17 protein-coding genes are annotated in these 22,874 nt (G+C 69.0%); 4 read left to right on the top strand and 13 right to left on the bottom strand.

The features are described from left to right. The first annotated feature begins 61 nt into the window (after positions 1 to 61). Together M6D93_RS07145 and M6D93_RS07140 are read left to right on the top strand one after the other, a co-directional pair. A complete protein-coding gene (locus M6D93_RS07145; protein WP_249773666.1) occupies positions 62 to 1,366 on the top strand; it encodes a sensor histidine kinase in 1,305 nt (434 codons plus the stop codon). Next, entirely contained in the window at positions 1,318 to 1,962 is a 645-nt protein-coding gene (locus M6D93_RS07140; protein ID WP_249773665.1) for a LuxR C-terminal-related transcriptional regulator, read from the top strand. Before M6D93_RS07145 ends, M6D93_RS07140 begins: the two co-directional genes overlap by 49 nt. Before the next feature lie 30 nt (positions 1,963 to 1,992). Here M6D93_RS07140 and M6D93_RS07135 read toward each other — a convergent pair whose 3' ends face one another. Together M6D93_RS07135 and M6D93_RS07130 are read right to left on the bottom strand one after the other, a co-directional pair. Further along, positions 1,993 to 2,865: an ABC transporter substrate-binding protein gene (locus M6D93_RS07135; RefSeq protein WP_249773664.1), complete on the bottom strand. Its 873-nt coding sequence runs from the start codon at positions 2,863 to 2,865 to the stop codon at positions 1,993 to 1,995. A 47-nt stretch (positions 2,866 to 2,912) separates the two neighbouring features. Continuing rightward, complete coding sequence (locus tag M6D93_RS07130) at positions 2,913 to 4,925, bottom strand: putative bifunctional diguanylate cyclase/phosphodiesterase (RefSeq protein WP_249773663.1); 2,013 nt, start codon at positions 4,923 to 4,925, stop codon at positions 2,913 to 2,915. A gap of 131 nt (positions 4,926 to 5,056) precedes the next feature. Between M6D93_RS07130 and M6D93_RS07125 the strand changes: the two genes are divergently transcribed. Next, positions 5,057 to 5,914 carry an SGNH/GDSL hydrolase family protein gene (locus M6D93_RS07125; RefSeq protein WP_249773662.1) on the top strand — a complete coding sequence of 286 codons (858 nt, stop codon included), beginning with the start codon at positions 5,057 to 5,059 and terminating at the stop codon, positions 5,912 to 5,914. A 39-nt stretch (positions 5,915 to 5,953) separates the two neighbouring features. Here M6D93_RS07125 and M6D93_RS07120 read toward each other — a convergent pair whose 3' ends face one another. Beyond that, complete coding sequence (locus tag M6D93_RS07120) at positions 5,954 to 11,542, bottom strand: ATP-binding protein (RefSeq protein WP_249773661.1); 5,589 nt, start codon at positions 11,540 to 11,542, stop codon at positions 5,954 to 5,956. Positions 11,543 to 11,768: 226 nt separating this feature from the next. Beyond that, positions 11,769 to 12,320: a cysteine hydrolase family protein gene (locus M6D93_RS07115; protein ID WP_249773660.1), complete on the bottom strand. Its 552-nt coding sequence runs from the start codon at positions 12,318 to 12,320 to the stop codon at positions 11,769 to 11,771. 167 nt (positions 12,321 to 12,487) lie between these two features. Between M6D93_RS07115 and M6D93_RS07110 the strand changes: the two genes are divergently transcribed. After that, positions 12,488 to 13,540 (top strand): aldo/keto reductase, encoded by a 1,053-nt coding sequence (locus M6D93_RS07110; RefSeq protein ID WP_249773659.1) that lies wholly within the window; start codon positions 12,488 to 12,490, stop codon positions 13,538 to 13,540. Between the two features lie 46 nt (positions 13,541 to 13,586). Here M6D93_RS07110 and M6D93_RS07105 read toward each other — a convergent pair whose 3' ends face one another. The 9 genes from M6D93_RS07105 to M6D93_RS07065 all read right to left on the bottom strand — a co-directional run bounded on the left by M6D93_RS07105 (position 13,587) and on the right by M6D93_RS07065 (position 22,785). Continuing rightward, positions 13,587 to 14,540: an aldo/keto reductase gene (locus M6D93_RS07105; RefSeq protein WP_249773658.1), complete on the bottom strand. Its 954-nt coding sequence runs from the start codon at positions 14,538 to 14,540 to the stop codon at positions 13,587 to 13,589. Next, positions 14,537 to 15,457: an amidohydrolase family protein gene (locus tag M6D93_RS07100; RefSeq protein WP_249773657.1), complete on the bottom strand. Its 921-nt coding sequence runs from the start codon at positions 15,455 to 15,457 to the stop codon at positions 14,537 to 14,539. Before M6D93_RS07100 ends, M6D93_RS07105 begins: the two co-directional genes overlap by 4 nt. Next, positions 15,454 to 15,783: an L-rhamnose mutarotase gene (locus tag M6D93_RS07095; RefSeq protein WP_249773656.1), complete on the bottom strand. Its 330-nt coding sequence runs from the start codon at positions 15,781 to 15,783 to the stop codon at positions 15,454 to 15,456. Before M6D93_RS07095 ends, M6D93_RS07100 begins: the two co-directional genes overlap by 4 nt. Before the next feature lie 31 nt (positions 15,784 to 15,814). Continuing rightward, positions 15,815 to 16,576, bottom strand: coding sequence for an SDR family NAD(P)-dependent oxidoreductase (locus M6D93_RS07090; protein WP_249773655.1), 762 nt, complete (start codon positions 16,574 to 16,576; stop codon positions 15,815 to 15,817). 1 nt (position 16,577) lies between these two features. Then, positions 16,578 to 17,429, bottom strand: coding sequence for a fumarylacetoacetate hydrolase family protein (locus tag M6D93_RS07085; RefSeq protein WP_249773654.1), 852 nt, complete (start codon positions 17,427 to 17,429; stop codon positions 16,578 to 16,580). A gap of 24 nt (positions 17,430 to 17,453) precedes the next feature. Then, positions 17,454 to 19,403, bottom strand: a complete 1,950-nt coding sequence (locus M6D93_RS07080) for a DUF8034 domain-containing protein (RefSeq protein ID WP_249773653.1) — start codon at positions 19,401 to 19,403, stop codon at positions 17,454 to 17,456. A 74-nt stretch (positions 19,404 to 19,477) separates the two neighbouring features. Continuing rightward, positions 19,478 to 20,416 (bottom strand): carbohydrate ABC transporter permease, encoded by a 939-nt coding sequence (locus tag M6D93_RS07075; RefSeq protein WP_249773652.1) that lies wholly within the window; start codon positions 20,414 to 20,416, stop codon positions 19,478 to 19,480. Positions 20,417 to 20,425: 9 nt separating this feature from the next. Then, positions 20,426 to 21,340 (bottom strand): carbohydrate ABC transporter permease, encoded by a 915-nt coding sequence (locus M6D93_RS07070; RefSeq protein WP_430667220.1) that lies wholly within the window; start codon positions 21,338 to 21,340, stop codon positions 20,426 to 20,428. Between the two features lie 26 nt (positions 21,341 to 21,366). Beyond that, positions 21,367 to 22,785 (bottom strand): ABC transporter substrate-binding protein, encoded by a 1,419-nt coding sequence (locus M6D93_RS07065; protein ID WP_249773650.1) that lies wholly within the window; start codon positions 22,783 to 22,785, stop codon positions 21,367 to 21,369. Positions 22,786 to 22,874 lie beyond the last annotated feature (89 nt).

Raw genomic sequence — 22,874 nt, 5'->3', positions numbered from 1 at the left:
GTCCACTGCCCGACCGGTCGCCAGCACCGAGGATGGACGCATGCACGAGGATGGACGAACCATGAGCGATCCGCCGCCGCAGACGCGGGCCCCGCACGGACTGGGTGCGCGGCTGGCTCTCGTCGCGCTCGCGCTTCCGCTGGCTGTTCTGGCCGAGGTCTCGATCGCCCTGTTCGTGATCTGGATCGTCGGGGTGAGCACCCTGTTCGTCGGCGTCGGCATCGCGCTGCTGCTCGCCGCGATGCTCGGGACTCGGCTGGTGGCCGGCCTGCACCGCCAGTACGCCTCGCGGGTGCTGGCCGTGCCGATCGCTCGGCCCTACCTGCGCAGCGCGCCCGGCGCGGGACCGGTGCGGCGACTCAGCACCGTCCTGACCGATCCGGCCTCATGGCGGGACTGGGCCTGGCTGCTGGTCAATGCCACGGTGGGATTCGCCCTGCAGATCCTGACCTTCACGCTCTTCATTGCTGGGGTGTTCTACCTGATCTACCCGTTCCTCTGGGCCGTCACACCAAGACAGGTCTTCTCCTCGCCCTTCGGCTTCTACACCATCAATCACCTCGCCGACGCTCTGGTGCTCGTACCGATCGGCCTGTTCTTCCTGTCGCTGTGGTGGCTCACCGCACTTCCGATCGCGCGGGGCTACGCGCGGCTGGCCGTCAGCCTGTTGGCACCGACGAAGGGTTCGGCCTTGCGCGCCCGCGTTTCCCAGCTGACCACGTCGCGCGCCGAGACCGTGGACACGCAGGCGGCCGAACTACGCCGCATCGAGCGCGATCTGCACGACGGCGCACAGGCCCGGCTCGTCTCACTGGGAATGAGCCTGGGCCTGGCCGAGGAGCTGCTCGCCCGTGACCCGGAGGCAGCCCGGTCCCTGCTCGCCGAGGCCCGAGCTGCTACGACCAGCGCTCTGGCCGAGCTGCGCGATCTGGTGCGAGGAATCCATCCGCCGGTGCTGGCCGACCGAGGTCTGGACGGCGCCGTTCGCGCGCTCGCGCTGGCCAGCCCGCTGCCGACCACGGTTTCGGTAGCCCTGCCGGGGCGGCTGCCGGCACCGGTCGAGTCGGCCGGATACTTCGCGGTCGCGGAGTGCCTGACCAACGCCATCAAGCATTCCCGGGCCCGATCCATCGCAATCGACATCGGCCATGCCGACGGACGGTTGCAGCTGCGGGTACGTGACGACGGACAGGGCGGCGCCAGCCTGGCCGGTGGCACGGGACTGAGCGGAATCCAGCGACGTCTGGCAGCATTCGATGGGCAGTTGTCGCTGGAGTCCCCGCCCGGCGGCCCGACCGAGGTGAGGATGAGCCTGCCGTGCGAGTTGTCATCGCCGAGGACCTCGCCCTCCTCAGGGACGGCCTGATCCGGCTGTTACAGGCCTACGACTTCGAGGTCGTGGCGGCGGTGGACAACGGACCGGAGCTGCTTCGGGAGTTGATCGCCCACCGTCCGGACGTAGCGGTGGTCGACGTCCGCCTGCCCCCAACCTTCACCGACGAGGGCCTGCGCGCGGCGATCGAGGCACGTCGGGCGGTTGTCGGACTGCGGGTCCTGGTGCTGTCGCAGTACGTCGAGCAGCTTTACGCGCGCGAGTTGCTCTCGGACCGGACCGGCGGGATCGGCTACCTGCTCAAGGACCGGGTGTCGAACGTCGCCCAGTTCATCGACGCGGTCCGGCGGGTCGCCGCCGGCGGAACCGCCATGGATCCTGAGGTGATCTCGGCCCTGCTGGCCCGCCGCGAGGCCGACCGGCCGCTTGCCAGCCTGACCGCCCGGGAGCGGGAGGTGCTCGAGCTCATGGCCGAAGGCAGATCCAATTCAGCCATCGCGGCCCGGATGTTCGTGACGGAGAAGGCGATCAGCAAGCACAGCAACAACATCTTCGCCAAACTCGGGCTGGAACAGTCGGAGACCGACAATCGCCGGGTGCTGGCGGTGCTGGCCTACCTGCAGAACTAGGCGCAGCGGCCGGCAGGGAACCCGCTCGGCTCAGCTTGCGGCGCCCCCGTTGAGCGAGACGTACTTGACCGCCCCGGCGCCGACCCCCCACTTGGCCAGGATCTGCGCGTAGCGGCCATCGGCGACCAGCGTGCGTAACGCCTGGGCGACCGCGTCGCGCAATTGCGGCTGAGACTTCGACGCCGCGATGCCGTACGGACCTGGTTCGTACTGAGCCGTTGAGGCCAGTTGGTAGAAGGCGCCGGTGCGAGCGTCGGTCACCAACGCGGCGGCCGGCGGGTAGTCGTTGAGCACGGCGTCGGCCCGGCCGGTACGCAGCTGCACCAACGTGTCGGTGTTGGTCTTGAACAAGTGCACGGTGATCGGCTTGTCCGGCGGGCAGTTCTTGAGCACACGCTGGACCAGGTCGACCTGGACGGTTCCGGCCTCGAGGGCGACAACGTGCCCACACAGGCTCGCCAGATCAGACAGACCGGTCGGATTTCCGCGCTGCACCACGATCGAGGAACCGGCGGTGAAGTAATCGACGAAGTCGACCTTCTCCTCGCGCTGCACGGTGTCGGTCATCGCGCTCATGACGAGGTCCGTCTTCCCGTCGGCGACCATCGCGGACAGACTCGAGAACGCGTGGTTGACGAAACGCACCCTCACCCCGAGGACCTCACCCAGGGCGGTGCCGAGGTCGGGCTCGAAACCGACGATGGTGTGCCCGTCGGCGGCGAACGACGATGCCGGCGCGTAGGAGGCGTCGGTCGCGATCTGCAGGACACCGGATTCACGAATCGCCGCCGGCAGCGCATTGTGCAGCACGAGGTCGGCCTGGACGGCGGCGGGCGCGGAGGCCCGGACAACAGGCTTGCCCGCGCAACCGGCCAGGCAGGCCGCCGCCAGGACACCGGCCACGCCGAGGAGCGTGGCGCGTCGACGGTGGGGGGTGAATCGGTGAAGCATCATGGCAGGCTCACGGTTTCGGAGAGGTCGGACAGCTCGATGGGCAGGGGCACGGGAGGAAGACCCGCATGGTGCTCTAGAAGTTCGGGCCACGGACGTGGGCGTGCGAAATAGAAGCCCTGGGCAGAGTCGCAGCCGGTCAGCCGGAGCCAACGAGCCGCGGCCTCGGACTCGACACCTTCGGCCGTGACCGTGCAGCCCAGGCCGTGGCTCAGCCCGATGATGGCCTGCACGATCGATCGGTCGTGGTCGGACTCGGTCACGTCGCTGACGAAGGCACGGTCGATCTTGACCTCGGCCACCGGCAGCGTGCGAATCTGCCACAGGCTGGTGTAGCCAGTGCCGAAGTCATCGATCGAGATCGCGATGCCCATCCCGCTCAGCTCGACGATGGCGGCGGCGGCGGCGTCGGCATTGGCCGACAACGCCGTTTCGGTAACCTCGAGGCACAGCTGTTCCGGGCGCGCCCCGGCCGCTTCGAGAATGGCCTTGACCCTCCGGGGAAAACTGCCCGAGCTGAGATTGCGGGCCGAGACGTTTACCGACACCTGCCAGTCCACGCCGCGCCGGTTCCAGTGCTGCTGGTCGGCCAGCGCCCGGCGCAGGACCCATTCGGTCAGCGGCTCGACCAGACCCGACTGCTCGGCCGCCGGAACGAACTCCAACGGGCCGAGTAGTCCACGCGAGGGGTGCTGCCAGCGCACCAGGGCCTCAACTCCGAACGTCAGGCCCGAGGACAGGTCGACCTTGGGCTGATAGTGCAGCACAAGCTCGTCGGCTTCGAGCGCGAGCCGTAGCTCGGACTGGATCAGCAGGCCAGGGCTGGTAGTGGGCGCGGACGACTCGGTGAAGACCACGACGCCTTCCGTGCCGCGTTTGCCCTCGTACATCGCCGAATCCGCGCGCTGCAGCAGTTGCTCGACACTCGTGCCGTGCGCGGGATACATCGCGATGCCGAAGCTGGCCTCGACGTTGAGGGTGACGCCGTCCACCACGATCTCCTCCCCCAGCGCGGCCCGGATCGTGTTCAGCAGACCCACGGCCTGCGGGGCGTCGGCCAGGCCGGGCAGCAGGATGCCGAACTCGTCGCCGCCGAGGCGAGCAACGGTGTCATCGGTGCGCAGCGAGGCCCGTAGCCGCTGGGCCACAACCTGCAGCAGCGCGTCGCCGGCGTGATGGCCGAGCGTGTCGTTGACTTCCTTGAAATGGTCGAGATCGACGAGAACCAGGGCGCCGGTCTCACCACGTTCCGCGCGGCGCACCGCGGCGTCGGCGGCACAGCGGAACAGCTCGCGGTTGGGCAGTCCGGTCAGCGAGTCGTGCAGGGCCTGGTGGTGCCGCTCCGCCGCGTGCCTGCGCAGCCGCCTGGTCGTCGACCAGGAGATGAGGGCCAGGACGGCGTAGAGGGCACCGAGACCGACTCCGAGCCGGACATAGGTGCGCGCGAGCTGGGCCTTGATCGCCGCTGAGATCTGGGCGTAGGGCAAGTACAGCTCGAGGACTCCGGTGGCTTGACCGCTGCTGTTGGGCGTGACGGGTTCCAGCACCCTGATCACCTGCCGGGCGGTGCCGGAAGGGTCGGCCACCACCTGCACGCTGGTCCCCCCGTTGACCGCGGTCTGGAAAGCGGCATCGGAGATGGACAGCGACTCCTTGCGGGAGCCGTCGTCGGAGAACACCACCTCACCGCTGAAGGACCGCAGTCGCAACCGGGTGACCGAACCGGAGAAGATCGCGAGGTCGGTCGCCTGGCTGATCCCCTGCAGCTCGGCCTTGGTCAGCCCCTCGGACAGGTCTCCGCTGTCCAAGGCGGGCGCCAACGCGGTCTGTTCGATGACGGCGGCCTTCTCACGTCCCTGGGTGAGCCCCCAGTCCTGGCCGGTCTTGCGCTCGTTGCCGGCCAACACCAGGCCGAGCATCAGGACCGGGATCAGGCTGGCCACGGCATAGACGATGAACAGCCGGGAACCATGGTTGCCTGCTGTCTGCTCCGTCGATGCGGTACTGCCCACGTGTGGCCCTTCGGCCGACATCGTGTTAATTCAAGATTAGGTCCGGCTCCGAGCTACTTCGAAATCTGACAGGATTGGCGCTGAACACCGGAAAACACCACCAGCACCGGAACCAGCAGAGGAGTGGACGCGTGCGCTACGTGGCGATCGGAGACAGCTTCACCGAGGGAGTCGGCGACGAGCAGGCCGACGGTAGCGTCCGCGGCTGGGCCGACCTCGTCGCCAGTGGCTTAGCCGATTCAGTCGGCCCAGCCGGCCCAGCCGGTTCAGCCGGCGGGGCGGCCCGAGCCGGAGCGATCTGCCGATACGCCAACCTGGCGATCCGCGGACGGCTGCTGGAGCCCATCGTCACCGATCAGCTCACGGCCGCCCTGGCCCTCGGGCCGAGCCTGATCACGCTCAACGGGGGCGGCAACGACATCATGCGCCCCAGGGCCGACCTCGCCCGATTGGTCCGACTCACCGAGTCCGCCGTCACCGACTGCGCGGCGGCCGGGGTGCGGCTCGTGCTCATCAGCGGGCCCGACCCGTCCCGCCATCTGCCGCTGGGTGCGCGCATCCACGCCAACGGCCAGTTGCTGGCCGACGCGGTGGCCGAGTTGAGTCAGCGCCACGGCCTGACCTACGTCGACAACTGGAACGACACCGAGATCCGCCGCTCGGTCTACTGGTCATCCGACCGGCTGCATCTCAACCCCGCCGGCCACCGAAGGGTTGCCGCCCGCGTGCTCACCGCGCTGGGCGCGCAGGTGGCCCCGGACTGGCTGGCCGATTCGGTCGAGGCCGAGGCCCGTCGCGGCCGTCTCGACAACGCCCGCTACTACCGCGAACATGTGCTGCCATGGGTGAAACGCCGCCTACGCCACCAGTCCTCCGGCGATGGGCGGGCGCCCAAGTACGGCGAGTGGCGCACCGTCCCACCCGCTGACGGCGCTGACGCCCGCACCGCCGACCCCGGGGCGATGACGATTAGCCGTGACGAAACGTGACGAGGCCGGTCACGTCAGGTCGGATCCGATCAGGTCCAGTCAGCCACGGTCGCGCCGCAGCGCCTCGATGATCTGCGGCCGAAGCTCCGCCGCCTTGATCACGGCGTCGACGGAGCCCACCTCGACCGCGCGCTGAATGCTGTGGACCGCATCGAACTCCGAGGCGACCTCACCCAGCTTCTCGGCGCGGACGCTGCTGCGCAGTTCGGCGAGCTCGGTGGCCAGCGCCGCCCGCGCGGACCCGTTCGCCGAGCGCATCCGCTCGGTCAGCCCGACCATCCGGGAATCGGCGGCCGTGCGCGCGTCGACCTCGCCGGAGAACACAACCGCCGCGGCCGGGGCACCACCGAGCACCGAAGCGAAAGAGCCCTCCACCGCAAGGACGGTCATGTTCGGGTTCAAGGCCTTGGAGAAGACCACGAAGGCCCCGCCGTGGTAGCGGGAGATCACGCAGAACACGATCGGCCCGTCGAAGTTCACGATCGCGCGGCCGATCTCCGCGCCGTACTCCAATTGGAGGTTGCGCATCGAGTCCGGCGACCCGTCGAAGCCGGACAGGTTGGCCAGTACCACGACCGGACGGTTCCCGCTCGCGGCGTTGATCGCCCGCGCCAGCTTCTTCGACGAACGGGGAAAAAGCGTTCCGGCGGTGTAGACATCCGGACCGTCGGTGGGAGGAAAGCCCCGGCGTGGAACCGGCCGCGACTCGATCCCGAGCAGGCAGACCGAATGGCCGCCGAGATAGGCGTCCTGCACGACCGCGGTCTCGGCGTCGGCCATCCCCGCCCACCGCTCGAGGCTGCGCTGGTCGGCGTCGGCCACGGCGCGCATGAGCGTGCGGATGTCGAAAGCCTTCTTGCGGTCCGGATTCGTCTTCGCCGAGAAGATCTCGCCGACCGTTGTGAAATCCGTCCCCGGCGCATCGTGGGCCGAGACGGTCACGTCCCGGTCGATCGGATCAGCGGTCGGTGCCTGCCGCGGCCCGGATTCCCCGGCCGCCACATAGGTGTGCGCGTAGTGCGCCAGCAGGATCCTGGTCGCGGCCCCGAGGTCGGGAGCCCAATACTGGGCCTGCCCGTTCGGGCCCATCACCCGGTCATAGCCGCCGATGCCGAAGTTGTCCTCGGCCGAGACGCCGCCGGAGAAGTCCAACGACTGCTTACCGGTGAGCACCATCGCGCTGTCGGGCGTCATGACGAGAATGCCCTTGGTGTGCATGAGCATTGTGGCTTCGGCGTTCCAGTACGGCTGAGCGCCGACGTTGATACCGGCCACCACGACGTTGATCTCGCCGCCGGCCTGGGTGAAGGTCACGATGCGCTTGAGCGCCCGCGCGACCCAGTCCATGTTCTCCGTGCCCGAGTCCATCGAGATCCGGGCCCCGGCGGACAACGCGAACCACTCCAGCGGGACCGACATCCGCTCGGCCAGATCGAGCGCGGCGATGATACGGACACACTCGTTCTCCGACACCGCTCCCAGCGCCTTCGTCGGGTCACCGGCCAGGATCACCCGGGTGATTCCCTCGGGGTACAGCGCTGTCGGCGTGCTGACCACCCCGGCGATCAGACCGGCCTTGTTCAGCCCGGCAGGCCGGTTCACGGGCACCAGTTCCGGTGAGTCGGTCGCGTCGCTCAGGTCGTACTCGACGAAACTGCCGCCCCGCCCGGCGACCATCCCGCTGAGTTCGTAGGGATAAACCGTCCCCCGCCGGCGGGCCCGCAGGACGTTCTGCGCGTAGTCGTCCAGCGGGCGCAGCCGCTCGCTCGGCGGTTCGGTGATGCGCGTGACAACGCCTGAGCCCTGCTGGTAGAAGAACCGGGCGGCGATTGGCAGCACGCTGCCGTCCTCGGCGCCGACGCGGCCCTGCACCAGTACTTCCTCGATTCCGGCGCCCACGGTCAGCGGCGCGATCTTCTGCTGCAGCGCGGTGAGCTGATCCAGCTCGGCGCTGATGACGGGCCACAGGTGGATCCAGACATGGTTCATGTCCAGCCGCGCACCCCCGGAACCGAAGGCAGTCCGGGCTCGCCGAATCGCCTCCAGGCAGTTGGCGATCGAACGTTCGACGTGCGGCAGCGAACTGACCCGGCCCTTGTCGTCCCTGATGACCGCGACCTGGCGGACCTGCCCCAGGGCGACCAACCGTTGATCTGCCTTGTTGCCGCGGGCGACACAGTGATAGAGCAGGACGTCCTCGGGCGCTTCGAGCCGGGTGATCTCGAAGTCGCGCAGCCGCCACAGGTTCAGTCGCCGGCCGACCATCGGATGCACGCCGCGGACCAGCGTGTCCTCGACGACGCTGACCGTGCCCTCGGCCCCGGTTGCCGCCTCGGCCCCCGATACCGACGGGCGGAAGGTGAAGTACCCGACCTCGCGGCCCTGACCCGGGCAGACCGCCAAGGCGATCCGGCGGACGTCAGCGGCGAAAGGCAATCGTCCCAGCCGTTCGGCCAGCTGCGCGGCCACGTCACCGGCCGCCTCCGGCGCGTCGGGCCAGTACAGGTACAGGTCGCACACCACCTCGTGACCGGGCTCGCGGGCCTCGACCTGGGCGTCGACGCTGGCCACGAGATCGGTGCCCAGCGCCAGCTCGTCGACGCGGCCGACCGTGGAGATCAACCGGGTCGGGCGCCCGTCCAGGGTGTAGTCCGCGATGGCCACCGGGCGGCCCGACATCGACCCGTCGGCCAGGTCGTGCAGTTCGTGGTCGCGGTAGTGCCGCTTGATGAGCACCTCGAGCAACGGCTCGCTGTCGTGGCCGCCTTCTTCCAGTCGCTCGGACACGAAGCGCACGATCTGTTCCGGGATCGCGGCAAGTGCGTCGACCCGCGCGGCGTAGTCGGCGGCATCCCGGTGGGCGGACAGGTACTCGACCTCAGCCCGCACGCCCGCAAGCACCGAGGCCCGTTCCCGGTCGACCTGCGGCTGGTCGAACCACCGGAACCGCACGCTGCGCGCAAGGTCACCGGCCACGGGGAAGCGCAGCTGGGTCGCCAACACCAGTCGGTCCAGCGTCTCGCGGGCGGCGACGGACAACCCGTCGGTCGGTGTCGGTTCGGCCAGCCACTGCTGCAGAATCACCGTCACCAGCTGCAGATCCGGGGCCGAACGCTGTTGCGCGAGGAAGATCCGGAAGACCGCCTCCTCCAGCTCAGGGGTCCGGTCGAGCTCGGTGACACCGTAGTAACGCAACACCCGCTTGAGCTTGGCGCGGAATTCCTCGGGTAGGCCGCCCCGCTCGGGGTCCAGGCTCTGCAGGTAGGTGTGGAAATACTCCTTCGGACTGTGGACCCGGTTCTCGATGTGCAGTTCCTCGCCCGCCGGCCGGTTGCGCGACAGCTCGGCGAAGTCGGCGAAAACGCGCAGCAGCTCGATCTCCTCCGCCAGCGGCGGAGCTCCGGCGGCGACGAGTTCAGCGCGAACCGCGAGATAGTCGGCCAGGGTGTCGCGGCCGTCCTCGCGCTCGATGTCATAGCCCAGCTGCATCGCGGTCAGCTCCGCGAGACCGCCGACCAGCCGCTCCCGGATGCTGGCCTGCCCGGTCGCGACCGGAAGGTCGAGGGTGATCTCGTTGCTCTCGGCGGACGGTCGGGCCGCGGCGGTCGCGGCCACATCACTGGGCTCGGCCACCGGCTCCAGGCGCACCAGCGGCGCACCCGTCTCGACCTGGCTGCCGACCGACACCAGCAGTTCGCGCACCGTGCCGGCGATGGGTGCGGCCAGCACCGTCTCCATCTTCATGCTCTCCAGCACGAGGACCGGGGCGCCCGCGGCGACCTGCGAGCCCACCGCCGCGGGGGTGGCCACCACGAGGGCCGGTGCGGGTGAACGCAGCACGCCGCCCTCGTCCCGGCTCACTCGATGGGTCACCCCGTCGACCTCGACCAGATGCACGGGTCCGGAGGTCGCAGTCACCAGGCGGAACCGACGACCCTCGACGGTCAAACGGCTGCGGTAGTCGTCCAGACGCTCCAGCTCGGTGTCGACGGTGCGCCCGGCCTCGGTAACTCCGGTGGCTCCCGGCACGCCGGCCAGCCCTACGGTCACCCGGAACCGGTGCGGACCGATGCGCGCCACCACCACGCGGTAGGACACCCCTCGCAGCTTGAGCTCGACCTTGCGGCTGACCGAATGCTGCACCTGGGGCCGACCACCCCGGGCAGTGTCGAGCAACCGGGTGACCTCGATGCGTTCCTCGTCCTCGTAGGCCTCGATGCCCGCCGCGAGCAGCGCCACCCCGGAGTGCTGGTTCCACACCAGCCGGCCCTGCGCCCGCACGCGATCGATCCAGCCGGTGTCCGCGCTGGCCTGGATCACCTCGGGTTCGTCGAGCAGATCCAGCAGGAAGCTCTTGTTCGTCGCGCCACCGTCGATGAGCACGGTCGTCTCGCGCACCGCCCGCCGCAGCCGGGCCAGCGCCTCGCTGCGGGTCCGGCCGTAGGCGATGATCTTGGCGATCATCGAGTCGAAGTCGGCGGGGATGACGTCGTTCTCCGCGACCCCGGTGTCGACCCGGATGCCCGGTCCGGCCGGCAGTTCGAGCAGCATGATGCGCCCGGGCGCCGGGGCGAAGTCACGGTCGGGATCCTCGGCGTTGAGCCGGGCCTCCACCGCGTGCCCGAGTTCGGCCGGCGGCTCACCCTCCAGGCGTCCGCCCGCGGCCACGTGGATCTGGGCCTTCACCAGGTCCATCGACGTGGTCGCCTCGGTGATGGGGTGCTCGACCTGCAGGCGAGTGTTGACCTCGAGGAAGGCGAAGGACTTCTCGCCCGGGTGGTAGAGGAATTCCACCGTGGCCGCACCGCGATAGCCGACCGCCAATGCCAGCCGTTCGGCTGAGCTCTTGAGCTCCGCGGTCTGGTCCGCGCTCAGTAGCGGGGAGGCCGACTCCTCGATGACCTTCTGGTTGCGGCGCTGCACCGAGCAGTCGCGGACCCCGACGGCCCAAGCGGTCCCCTGGCCGTCGGCGATGACCTGGACCTCGACGTGGCGGGCACCGGTCACCAGCCGCTCGAGGAAGACCACGCCGCTTCCGAAGGCCCGCTCGGCCTCGTCGCGCGTGCGCTGATAGGCCTCGGCCAGTTCGTCCTCGGACGTGATGACCCGGATGCCGCGGCCACCGCCGCCGGCCGTCGCCTTGAGCATCAGCGGATAGCCCACGCGAGCCGCAGCCGCCCGAGCGTCGTCGAGGGAGTCGACCGGCCCGCGGCTCCACGGCGCGACGGGTACCCCGACCTCCTCGGCGATCAGCTTGGAACCGATCTTGTCACCGAGCCGGCGCATCGCCTCCGGGCTGGGGCCGATGAAGCTCACTCCGATGCGCTCGCAGAGTTCGGCGAAGGCCGGATCCTCGGCGACGAATCCCCAGCCGACCCAGACGGCATCCGCGCCGCTACTGCGCAGCGCGCGCTCCAACACGGCAAGGTCGATGTACGGCCGCGCCGACGCGGGGCCGAGCGGAACGGCGAGATCAGCCTCGCGAACGAACATCGCGCTGCGTTCGGCGTCGGTGTAGAGGGCGACGGTTTCGATCTGCGGACCACCCTCGGCGTTGATGTCACGCACGGCGTGAATGAGCCGCATCGCCGCCTCACCACGATTGACGATGGCGATCCGCGTGAACATTCAGTTGCCTCCGAACGCAGTAGGAACCTCAGGTGCCCGGCCGACCAAGCCGAGACGCCGTCCACACGTTGTCACATCGCGGCCCTACTCCCGAGTCACAAGGCGTGGCGGCGTGTCCGGTCACGCCTCACCGTAGCCGCGTGTCCGGTGCAGGCAAGCCCCAGACCGCCATCGTTGGCCCTTTCGGCCACACCGGCCGTCGCGGCGAGGGCGCGAGGCGAAATGCTCAGAGGGCAGCCGCCGTGAACTCCGACAGGGTGCAGACGGTGGCATAGCTGTCGCCCAACGCGGCGAGAAAAGCCGCGTGCACGTCCTCGGCCTCGACGGTGCGACCGGCGAATTCCAGCGCCGGGTTCGCGCAGCCGTCACTGATGACGGTGACCCGGTAGTCGAGGTCGGCGGCCGCGCGGACCGTCGCATCGACGCACATGCTCGTCATCATGCCGACGACGACGAGTTCGTCGACGTCCGACGAGCGCAGCTGCGCATCGAGATCGGTCTGGCGGAACGCGTTCGGGTAGGCCTTGGTCACGACCGGCTCGTCGCCGTGGGGACGGACGCTCGGGTGAATGTCCACTCCGGCAGTTCCCGGGCGCATGAAGCTGGCCTCGGGCTCGTCCCAGACGTGCTGGACGTGGACGACGGCCTCGCCGGTGGAGCGGAAAGTCGTGAGCAGCTGCGCGGCCACCTCGGCCGCAGACTCGGGTGCGGCCAGGGGGTACGCCCCGCCGGCGAAGTAGTCGTTCTGGATGTCGATGATCAGCAACGCTCTGCTCACGGTGTGACTCCCTGTTAGGTGCAGGCCGGCCTGGTCTGGCCTGGTCTGGCCGGGTGCGGCCGGGCCCGTCGTGGACCCCGCCCAGCATCATGCCGTCCGGCCCGCAGCTCGGTCGCGCGGGTGGGCCGCGCCCCCCGCTCGCCCGAGGATGGGGCAGGATCGATCCCATGCCCGCAACCGAGCCGCCCAACCCCGCCCCGGATCAACGCGACCTGTCCTGGCGAGCGGCGCAGGACCGCTACGACGCGATGAGCTACCGACGCTGCGGCACCAGCGGCCTGAAGCTGCCCGCGATCTCGCTCGGCTTGTGGCAGAACTTCGGTGGGGACCGCCCGCTGGACAACGCCCGCGCCATCTTGCGGCGTGCGTTCGATCTGGGCGTGACCCACATCGACCTCGCCAACAACTACGGTCCGCCCTACGGCGCGGCCGAGTCGACGTTCGGGCAGGTGCTGGCCAGCGACCTGGGCCGGCACCGGGACGAGTTGATCGTCTCCACCAAAGCCGGCTACGACATGTGGCCCGGGCCCTACGGCGACGGCGGGTCCCGCAAGTACCTGCTCGCCAGCCTGGACCAGAGCCTGACCAGGATGGGCCTGAACTACGTCGACATCTTCTATTCCCACCGCTACGACCCCGACACACCGTTGGAGGAGACCCTGGGCGCGCTGGACACCGCCGTGCGCAGCGGCAAGGCGCTCTACGCCGGTGTCTCGAACTACCCGGCTGAGGTCCTCGACCGGGCAGCGGGCATCCTGGCTGACCTGGGCACCCCGCTGCTCATAGACCAACCCGTGCACTCCCTCTTCGACCGGCACATCGAGCCGGACATCATCGAGACGGCCGCGCGACGCGGCGTGGGGCTGATCGTCTTCTCTCCCCTGGCGCAAGGACGGCTCACCGATCGGTACCTCGACGGGGTGCCGGCTGGTTCGCGGGCGACGCACAGCCGCTTTCTGTCCGCCGATCAGGCCACCGCCGACGACGTCCTGCGGCGCTCGCGGGCGCTCAACGAGGTTGCCCGCGCCGGTGACCGCACCCTGGCGCAGCTGGCCTTGGCCTGGGTCCTGCGCCGGCCTGAGATCACCTCCGCGTTGATCGGTGCGAGCAGCGTCGCGCAGCTCGAAGCGAACGTCGCCGCCCTACGCCAACCGCCGCTGTCACAGGCCGAACTCGACGCCGTGGACGAATTCGCCGCACCGGCCGGCCAACGACTCTGACCGTATGCCGGCACCGGGATTCAGGCCCGTTCGTCCGATAGCTAGCTCAGGCCTCTAGCTCCGACCAGGTCTGCTCGTCGATCTCGCGGCGGTATCGCTCGGCGGTCGAGTGCACCTGCTCCGGCGTCCGGCAGCCGACCACCACGGAGGCGACCGCCGGGTGCCGCAGGCCGAACTGGATGGCCGCCTCCGGAAGCGCCACCGCGTGCCGTTGGCAGATATCGGCCAGCCGGTTCGCGCGGGCAAGCACAGCGGCGGGCACCGGCTGGTAGTCGTACATGGCGTCGGCGGGCGGCCGGGCGGTCGACAACAGTCCGGAGTTGTAGGGCGCCGCGGCCACCACCGAGATCCCGCGCTCGGCGCAGGCGTCCAGCAGCGGCCGCCCCGAGCGGTCGAGCAGGGTCCAGCGGCCCGCCAGCATCACCACGTCGAGGTCGGTCTCGCTGACCATCCGAAGCGGCGCCCGCCACTGGTTCATGCCGACCCCGACGGCACCGATCACCCCTTGGTCGCGCAGGTCGATCAACGCCGGTATCGCCTGCATGATCGCCTGGTCGACGTACTCGTCAGGATCGTGGACGTAGACGACGTCGATCCGGTCCAGTCCGAGCCGGCCGAGGCTCTCGTCCAGGCTCCGGCGGACCCCGTCGCCACTGAAGTCGAACCGCCGCAGGAGATCGTCCGGGACGTCGAAGCCGTTGCCGGCCAGATCGGATCCGCTCGGCGACGGGTTCGGTTCCAGCAGCCGGCCGACCTTGGTCGACAGCACGAACTCGCCGCGGGGACGGCCGGCCAGCGCGTCACCGAGCCGGCGCTCGGACAGACCCAGACCGTAATGCGGTGCGGTGTCGAAGTAGCGGATACCCGCGGCCCAGGCGGTCTGCACGGCCTCGAACGCGGTGTCCTCATCGACGGGGCGGTACAGATTGCCCAGCGACGCGGCCCCGAATCCGAGCGCGGAGACCGTGAGCGCGGTTCGGCCCAGACGGCGGGTGATCATCGGCTCAACCGGTACCAGTCGCGGGCGGTGCCCGACAGCACCGCGGCCCGATCGGCCGCGTCCAGCTCGGTGAGCAGCGACCGCGTGCCTTCGATGACGTGGAGGTAGTCGGCAGCGAGCAGGCACACCGGCCAGTCGGATCCGATCATGCTGCGGTTCGGCCCGAAGCAGGACAGAAGGTGCTTCACGGCTGGGGCCAGCTCGTCCACCGTCCAGCTCGCCCAGTCGGCCTCGGTGACCAGACCACTCAGCTTCACGGCGACGTTGTCGGCCAGCGCCAGCGCGTGGATGTCACGGGACCAGTCGCTCAGGTCGCCGCCGGCGATCGGTGGTTTACCCCCGTGGTCGAGTACGAAACGCACCTGCGGCAGTTGCCGGACCACGGAAGTGACCAGCGGCAGCTGCTCGGGCGAGACCACGAGGTCGTAGCTCAGCCCGTGCTCGGCCAGGACCGCGAGGCCGCTGATCACCTCGGGGCGGGACAGCCACCGCGGGTCGGGATCGATCTGCAACTGGTGCCGGGCTCCGACCAGCCGGTCCCCGCCGGGGCCCTGCCGCGTCGCCTGCAACGTCGCTGCCAGATCAGGTGACCGAAGGTCGAACCACCCGACCACACCGAGGATTTCGGGATTGGTGTGCGCCAGGCCGAGCAGCTCCCGCGTCTCGGCCAGGCTCGCGACGGCGTGTACCAGGACCGTGCCGCTGACGCCGGCCGCGCGCAGGTGGGGTCGAAGTTCAGCGAAGTCGAAGGATCGTTGGAGCACCGGCAGTTCTGCCGTCCACGGCTGCGGGCGGACCGTGAGGTCCCACAGGTGATGATGGGCGTCGATCAGCTCGTCCGCCCCGTCCGAGGTGTCTGACCCGTCCGACCCGTCCGACCCGTCCGAGCCGTCCGAGCCGTCCGACCCGGCCGTCACGGCTCGTCCAGGCGAAAGACCTCGACAGCTTCGACCCAGCGCTGTCCGGTCTCGGCGCTGGGCAGCGCCCGCTGACACGGGTCGGTGAGTTCCCACCAGCGCTGTGTCCGCCGATCCGCGGCGACGGCGGCCATATCGGCTTCGTAGTCCTCACCGACGTATTCGAAGTAGCTGAAGAGCAGGCCGTCACGCAGGAAGATCGAATAGTTCGTGACGTGTGAGTCCCGCAGCCGTTGCTGGACGCCGGGCCAGACGGCCTGATGCAGCTGAAGATATTCGGCCTGCTTGTCCGGCCGGAGACCGATGACCGAGGCGACGCGCTTCATCGATGGTGCTCCCACCGAGGCCGACTCCCGCTCATCCGCGAGGCCGCAACCGCAGGCCGGCCATCCCTCCGTCGACAGCGATCTCGGCTCCGGTGGTCGAGCCGGCTCCGGGCGAGGCGAGGTAGACCACGGCGTGCGCGATCTCCTCGGCCGCAACGAGCCTGCCGTGCGGCTGACGAGCCTGCAGAGCGGCCCGCTCGGCCGCCGGGTCGTCGGCCGAGTCCAGCAGCCGCGCGACCCACGGCGTGTCAGCGGTGCCTGGGTTGACGGCGTTCACCCTTATACCGTCGGCCATTCCGTCTGCGGCCATGGCCCGGGTCAAGGACAGCACCGCGCCTTTGCTGGCCGAGTACACGGCACGCTGCGGCAGACCGGCGGTGGCGGCGATCGAGGAGGTGTTGACGACGGCGGCGTGCTCGGAGGCGACCAGATACGGCCACGCCGCCCGCGATACCCGCGCCGTGCCGATGACATTGACGTCCAGTACCTGCCGCCATTGCTCGTCGGTGCTGTCCGCGACGGCCCCCTGGGCCCCGATGCCGGCGTTGTTGACGAGCAGGTCCAAGCCACCGAGTTCGGCGGCGGCTTGCTGCACCGCCGCACGCACGCCCGCGTCGTCGGTGATGTCGGCCGGCAGATAGACGAAGTCGGCCCCGAGCGCATCGGGCCGGCTCTCGGCCCGGTCCAGCACCGCGACGCGGGCGCCCTCGGCGGCGAAGGCCTGCGCGATAGCCAGGCCGATGCCCGAGGCGCCACCCGTCACGAGCGCCTTCAGGCCCGTCAACGAGCCCATGTCAGGCCTGCCCGAGGGTCTGGCGCTGACGGCCGAGGCCGTCGATCTCCAGCTCGACCACGTCACCGGCCCGCAGATAGGCGAAGTCGTTGACGCCCATCGCGACCCCCGCCGGAGTGCCGGTGTTGATGACATCACCCGGCCGCAGAACCATGAACTGGCTCAGGTACCACACGAGGTGATTCACGCCGAAGATCATGTCGGAGGTCGTGCCGTCCTGTCGAGCCTGGCCGTTGACCCAGGTTCGCAGGCTCAGCGCCTGCGGATCGGCGACCTCGTCCGCGGTCAGGATCCACGGGCCCAACGGGTTGAACGTCTCACAGTTCTTGCCCTTGTCCCACTGGCCGCCGCGCTCGGTCTGGAACTCGCGCTCGGAGACGTCGTTGCTGATGGCGTAGCCGGCGATGACCGCGGCGGCATCGTCCTCGGAGTCCAGATACCGCGCCGTCCGCCCGATCACGACGGCGAGTTCGACCTCGTAGTCGGTCTTGACCGAGCGCCGCGGGACGAGCACCTCGTCGTTCGGACCGACGACGGTGTCGGGAGTCTTGAGGAACAGAATCGGTTCGGCGGGCGCGGCGGCTCCGGTCTCTGCGGCGTGGGCTCGGTAGTTCAGCCCGATGCAGACGATCTTGCCGATGCCGGACAGCGGCGGCCCGAATCGGGTCGGCACCGCGAGCTCGGGCAGCCGGCCGTCGGCGAGGGCCTGGGCCAGCAGGTCCAACCGCTCCGGCTCGGCCAGCGTTGCGGGGTCGAAGTCGGCCACCGTCGATGCGGCGTCGAACCATCGTCCGGCGCCGTCCCCGACGACCGGAGTCTCTTGGCCGGCCGGACCGCTACGGGCAATTCTCATCTATTCACACTCTCTCGGGCAGGCTCACGCGGGGCTGCGGTAGGAAGGCGGGTAGGCCCGAAGCCGCATCGCCAGCCTAAGGGTGATCTGGGTTCCGGGCGGAAGGTCGACGTCCAGCCACGGGCCGGCGACGTCGACGTCGCTGCTCTGCACGACGGGCTCGTGCGGCAGGTACTCGCTGTCCCTGCCGGTCCATTCCGCGCAGCTGTGTGTCGCCGTCACCGTCGTGATCTCGTGCTCGGCCAGCGCGCCGGCCTGGACGGTCAATGCCCGTGCCTGCGTACCGGACAGGTTGATCAGGGTCACGGTCGTAGCGAGCGGCTCGATCGAACTGACCAGCGCGGCCACGTCCTGTGGCAGACCCGGACGCACGCCCCCGTTGGCCGATCGATCGAAATAGCGAACCCGCGCCTGTTGGGTACCACCGTTGTAGACGACCTGCGGGCCGCCCCAGGTCAGCTGTACCAAGGCCTCGGTGACGACCGGATTGACGTTCTGCCACAGGTGAATGTCGGCCTCGGCGAGCTCTCGGCCGGCGTGGGTCTCCAGCAGCGCGAGGCGGCGCCGGGCCTGAATCTGGGCCGCGGCCAGAATCTGCTCGGGATAGTCGGGGTTGTCGCCGGCGAGGTAGGCGTACCACGGCTCCTCGTGACCGGCTTCCTCCTTGTCCCGAAACGGCCGCACGCTCGCCCAGTCGTACCCGCTGGCCGCACGCAGCCCATCCAGTCTGGCCCTGTCGGCGGCGTCATCACTGTGATGCCAGAGCGCCAGCGGAACCGAGGCCTGCACCGGGTTGTAGTCGAACCAGCCCTTGTCACTGTGCCGGTAGGGCACCAGCAGCGTATCGGTGTCGATCGCGTCGCCGAGGTGGGCCCGCCAGCGCGGCGCGATGCTCGAGTCGCTGTCGGCGAAACGCCCCTGTCGACCCTGGGCGATGACCGCGTCCAGCAGGGCGCGAGGCATGTCCAGGAACGAGTCGTCGCGCCGGGCCAGCGCTGCGGACATGGCGCCGACCAGGGCGGCCTGCGCGAGGCTGTACATCCCGTGCGGCCAGCTCCAGCCGTAGTGACCGCCGTACCAGCGGCCCTCCAGCTGGCTCCCGACGACGCCGTCGAGGCCGACGTTGTCGGGAATGAGCCCGTCGTTGGCTTCCGCGCGTTTCTTCCACGCACCGACGTACTCGCCGAGCCAGTCCGCGAAACGGTGCTCGCCGGTGGCTAGGAAGGCATTCAGGACCAGGCCCGCGACACTGAGGTTGCCCACCGCGTCGCCGCGTCCCAGCCGTTGCTGCATCTGCTCGCCCAGCCGCGGGTCCTCGGCCAGCGGCGGCACCGGCGCCATCGGATCGATCAGCCAATCCAGCGGGTATCCGTACTGCGCCGCCTCGGCCTCGGTCCACGGGTAGCTCGGCGAATCCGATACACCCTCGCGTGCGCCGCCGCTGCCGTTGTGCGGGGCCTTGATGATGCGCCGCTCGGGATCGTAGTTGCCGCAGGCCGGATCGAGGTAGAGATCGGCGAACCGGGCCGCACGCTGTTGCCACGCCTGCGGATCGGCCATCGTGAGGAAGTAGAAGAACAGCAGGCTCTCGCCCTGGTGAAACCAGTCGTAGCCGATCTCGAACTCGTCGCGGTACATGCCGAGCCGGGTCAGTTGCCCGGCCACCCCGTGCCAGTGCCTCGCAGCCGCGGGCAACAGGTCGTCCGCTCCGCCGAGCAGGTACAGCTGGGGCCAGTTGAAGAAGGCCTCCATGAAGTCGTCCGCGCCGTCTCGGGAACTCAACTCCTGCTCGTAGCGCAGGGATCCGTCGGGATTGCAGTAGGCCTCGGAGAACCGTCGCCAGCCCTGGTCGAGCAGCTCGAACAGCGCTCGTTGCGATGTCGCCCAGGGCGGCGGCGCCAGGCACGGCACGCTCGCCGTCAGTCGCGGCCGCGCGACGGCAGGGCCCGCGGGGCCGGTCGGTTCAGAGGACATGACGATCTCCAGAGGGTCAGCACGTAGGTACGTCGAGCCGGTCGCGCGGCGGTCCGGGTGCGAACCGCGCAGCGTCACTCCTTGGTTCCACCGGCGGTCAGGCCGGACACGAGGAAGCGCTGTGAGAACAGGAAGATGATGAGCACCGGCGCGACCGACAGCAACGTCGCCAGGATGAGTTCCGGCGGCTGTACCTCGGCATCGGCGCCGACCACGGGGTTGAAGGTAGGAGTGGACGCCAGCATCTGCGTCAGCCCGACCTGCATCGGATACTGGCCGCTGCCGGGCAACATCACGTACGGCAGGAAGAAGTTGTTCCAGTTGCCGACGAAACTGAAGAAGGCCACCAGGGCGATGATCGGCGTCGCGAGCGGCAGTCCGACGTAGAAGAACGCCTTGAAGTCACCGCATCCGTCGAGCTTGGCCGCTGCCAGCAGGTCCGCGGAGACCGCTGTGGAGAAGTAGATGTAGGTGAGATAAACGCCGAAGGGGAAGAAGGAGAACGGCAGGATCACCGACAACGGGGTGTTGATCAGGTGGGCGTAGTTCAGCTCCAGGAAGGTCGGTAGCACCAGTGCGGCCGAGGGCATCAGCATGACGACCAGCGTCGTGATCAGTAGCAGGCGGCGACCGTGGAAGTCCATCTTGGCCATGGCGTAACCGGCGGGGACGCTGACCAGCAACGTGATGATCAGCGATCCCACGGCGTAGATGACCGAGTTCTTCATCCAGGTCTTGACCGCCCCGTCCTGGAACCTCATGAGATGGTTCCAGTTCGTGCGCAGGTCGTGCCAGGAGCCGATGGAGAACGCATGCCCGGACACCAGGTTGCTCGGCGACTTGGTCGCGGCGAGCAGCAGCCAGAGGATCGGGACGAGGAAGAACGCCACGAAAACCAGCAGAAACAGCGTGATCAGCCCGCGTGAGCTGATGCGGGCCGCCGAACCGCGTGTGCGGTCGGCCGGTCGGGCCGTCCTGGCCCGGGCGGCCGCGGAAAGGGTTGCTTGCGACATCGTGGTTCCTCAGTCCGTCTCGAAGAGTCGGCCACGGGCGACGAAGAATCCGGCGCAGATCAGGGCCACGATGAGCAGGTCGATGGAAATGGCGGCCGAGCCGTTGAAGTCGTTCTGGCTGAACGCGTACTGGTAGGCCAGTTGGTTGACCGAGTAGTCGTTGCCGACGATCCCGAAGCTGGCCTGCGAGACGAGTTGCGGTTCGACGAACAATTGGGTGCCGGCCGCCAACGACAGGATCAACATGTAGGCGATCCACTTGCGCAGCATGGGGAGCTGGATTCGCAGGGCGGTCTGCACCGCATTCGCGCCGTCGACCCGCGCGGCCTCCATGAGTTCGGTCGGGATGGTGTTCAGCGCGCCGTACAGGACGACGATCCAGCCGCCGGCCCCGGTCCAGAACGCGATGATGGTGAAGACGGCCGGCAGGTGATTGGGCACGATCACCTGCGCGAAGTTGTCGTTGCCCGTCCAGCGCAGCAGCTTCGACACCGGGCTGACCGCCGGATCCAGCACGAACAGCCAGAGCAGCACGCTGCTCGCGCCGGCGAGCGCACCGGGGACGTAGTACACGAACCGCAGAACCGCCTTCGTCCGCCGCGACGTCAGCCGATGCACGACGAGGGCGAGCAACACCACGAAGATCGTCAGCGTGACCAGCCACAGCACCAGGTACACCGCGACGTGCTGGACGGCGGGAATGAAGCGATAGTCCTTGGCGCTACGCGTGAAGTTCTTGACGCCGCTGAACTTGCCGCTGGCATCGGTGAAAGCGAGATAGAGCGAGTACAGCGCCGGGACGAGCCCGAAGAGGGCGAGCAGGACCACGTAACCGGAGACGAAGACGTGGCCCGAGGCCGGGCGCCAGGAGCCGGTGCGGGACCGGCTCCTGGCGGGGCTGGACTGCGAACGGGCGGCCTGCACGCGGTCCTCCCGGTGAGAAACGACGGTCACTTGCCGACCGTGTAGCCGAAGACCTGGGCCTGATCCTCGATGCCCTTCTGCCAGGCCGGCAGCAAGGAGGCGATCGTCTTGCCCTGAGTCATACCGGAGATCACGACCTTGGACCAGACTGCTTCCTGACTGAACTCCGGAGAGCCCCAGCCGGACCAGACCTCACCGGCGGCGGCGATGATCGGCGCGGAGATGTCGTTGGCCCAGTACCCACTGGCCTGTTGCTTGGCAATCCACTTGGCGGCGGCCGAGGAGTAAGCCGGGAAGCCCGGCGACAGATCCGCCTGGTAGGCGTCGGACGTGGTCACCCAGGTCGCGAACGCCTTCGCTGCGGCCAGATTCTTCGAGTGGCTGGAGATCCACCAGGCGCCGCCACCGACGTTGCCGGTGACCGGGGTGCTCTGGTCGGCCCAGTGCAGCGCCGGCGCCACCGCAATCTCGCCCTTGGGGGTCTTGATCGTGCCCTGGAACACCGCGCCGCCGTACCACGCCGGGCCGGGCATCATCAGGACCTTGCTGCCCTGGGTCTTGGCGAAGTCCGCGCCGAAGATCGGCAGGGTGGACATGGTCTTGTTGGCGATGAGGCTGTCGAGCATGGTGGCCGCTCGCACGCACTTGGGGTCGGTGGCCTTGACCGTGATGGCCTTGGCGCCGGTTACCTGGTTGGCGGGACATTCGCTGCCCCACATGTACATCTCGGGCGTCCAGGCGTCACCGGCCGTTCCGACGAGGTACCCGGGATGTTCGGTGGCGACCTTGCCGGCCAGGGCCTGGTAGTCCTCCCAGGTCGCGGGCACGGTGTAGCCCCACTGGTCCATCAATTTCTTGTTGTACCAGAGGACGTCCTGGGCCAGGTCGTTGCGCAGGCAGTACACGGTGCCGTTGACGGTGCACGGGTCCAGGGCCCCCTTGGCGAACCCGGACAGCGTGCTGGAATCGATGAGGCCCTTGTTCAGCGGGGCCGTGAAGTACGACGGTGACTGCGATCCCCACGAGGCGGAGTTGTTGTCGGTCGTGAAGACCACGTCGGGCCAGCCGGACCCCGCCTTGTCGAACAGCTGGGTCTTTGTCTTCAGAGTGCCCGAACCGTTGGCGTTGCCGTCGTAGGTGACGATCTTGATCTTGGCCGCCGGGTTGGCCTTCTGGTACGCCTTGGCCGCATCGAGGCGCGTCGAGTCGACCCACACGGTTATGTCGGCGTTGGCGTCCTGAGCGGCGGTCTTGAAGCCGAAGGGGCTGGAGGAGTCGGTCTTGCCGGCAGCGTTGGCGCCGCCGACCGACGTCCCGCCGGAGCAGGCCGCGAGCACGACCGCAGCCAGTGCGGCGGTGCCGGCGACACCGGCTAGCCGGGCGATGGTGGCGATGCTGCGGCCGGATCGGCGATTCGGCGCAGCAGGGGCACAGCCTCGATTCATGCTGGTTCCTATCGAAGAGGACGGATGGAACGGGAAAGGGACCATCGACGTGCGGGCGCCGGGCGGTGTGCTGCGGGTCGAGCGTCTCG

Origin of the sequence: Jatrophihabitans telluris, from assembly GCF_023516435.1 — a bacterium.
Classification (GTDB): Bacteria; Actinomycetota; Actinomycetes; order Mycobacteriales; family Jatrophihabitantaceae; genus Jatrophihabitans_A; species Jatrophihabitans_A telluris.
Note: the sequence above shows the minus strand (reverse complement) of the source record. Positions and strands in the feature narration are given on the sequence as shown.

Bases quoted from the DNA above. Each gene is read 5' to 3' on its own strand.
- M6D93_RS07145 (WP_249773666.1), top strand. From the start codon at position 62: ATGAGCGATCCGCCGCCGCAGACGCGGGCCCCGCACGGACTGGGTGCG.
- M6D93_RS07120 (WP_249773661.1), bottom strand. From the start codon at position 11,542: ATGTTCACGCGGATCGCCATCGTCAATCGTGGTGAGGCGGCGATGCGG.
- M6D93_RS07110 (WP_249773659.1), top strand. From the start codon at position 12,488: ATGCCCGCAACCGAGCCGCCCAACCCCGCCCCGGATCAACGCGACCTG.
- M6D93_RS07105 (WP_249773658.1), bottom strand. From the start codon at position 14,540: ATGATCACCCGCCGTCTGGGCCGAACCGCGCTCACGGTCTCCGCGCTC.
- M6D93_RS07095 (WP_249773656.1), bottom strand. From the start codon at position 15,783: ATGAAGCGCGTCGCCTCGGTCATCGGTCTCCGGCCGGACAAGCAGGCC.
- M6D93_RS07090 (WP_249773655.1), bottom strand. From the start codon at position 16,576: ATGGGCTCGTTGACGGGCCTGAAGGCGCTCGTGACGGGTGGCGCCTCG.
- M6D93_RS07085 (WP_249773654.1), bottom strand. From the start codon at position 17,429: ATGAGAATTGCCCGTAGCGGTCCGGCCGGCCAAGAGACTCCGGTCGTC.
- M6D93_RS07080 (WP_249773653.1), bottom strand. From the start codon at position 19,403: ATGTCCTCTGAACCGACCGGCCCCGCGGGCCCTGCCGTCGCGCGGCCG.
- M6D93_RS07075 (WP_249773652.1), bottom strand. From the start codon at position 20,416: ATGTCGCAAGCAACCCTTTCCGCGGCCGCCCGGGCCAGGACGGCCCGA.
- M6D93_RS07065 (WP_249773650.1), bottom strand. From the start codon at position 22,785: ATGAATCGAGGCTGTGCCCCTGCTGCGCCGAATCGCCGATCCGGCCGC.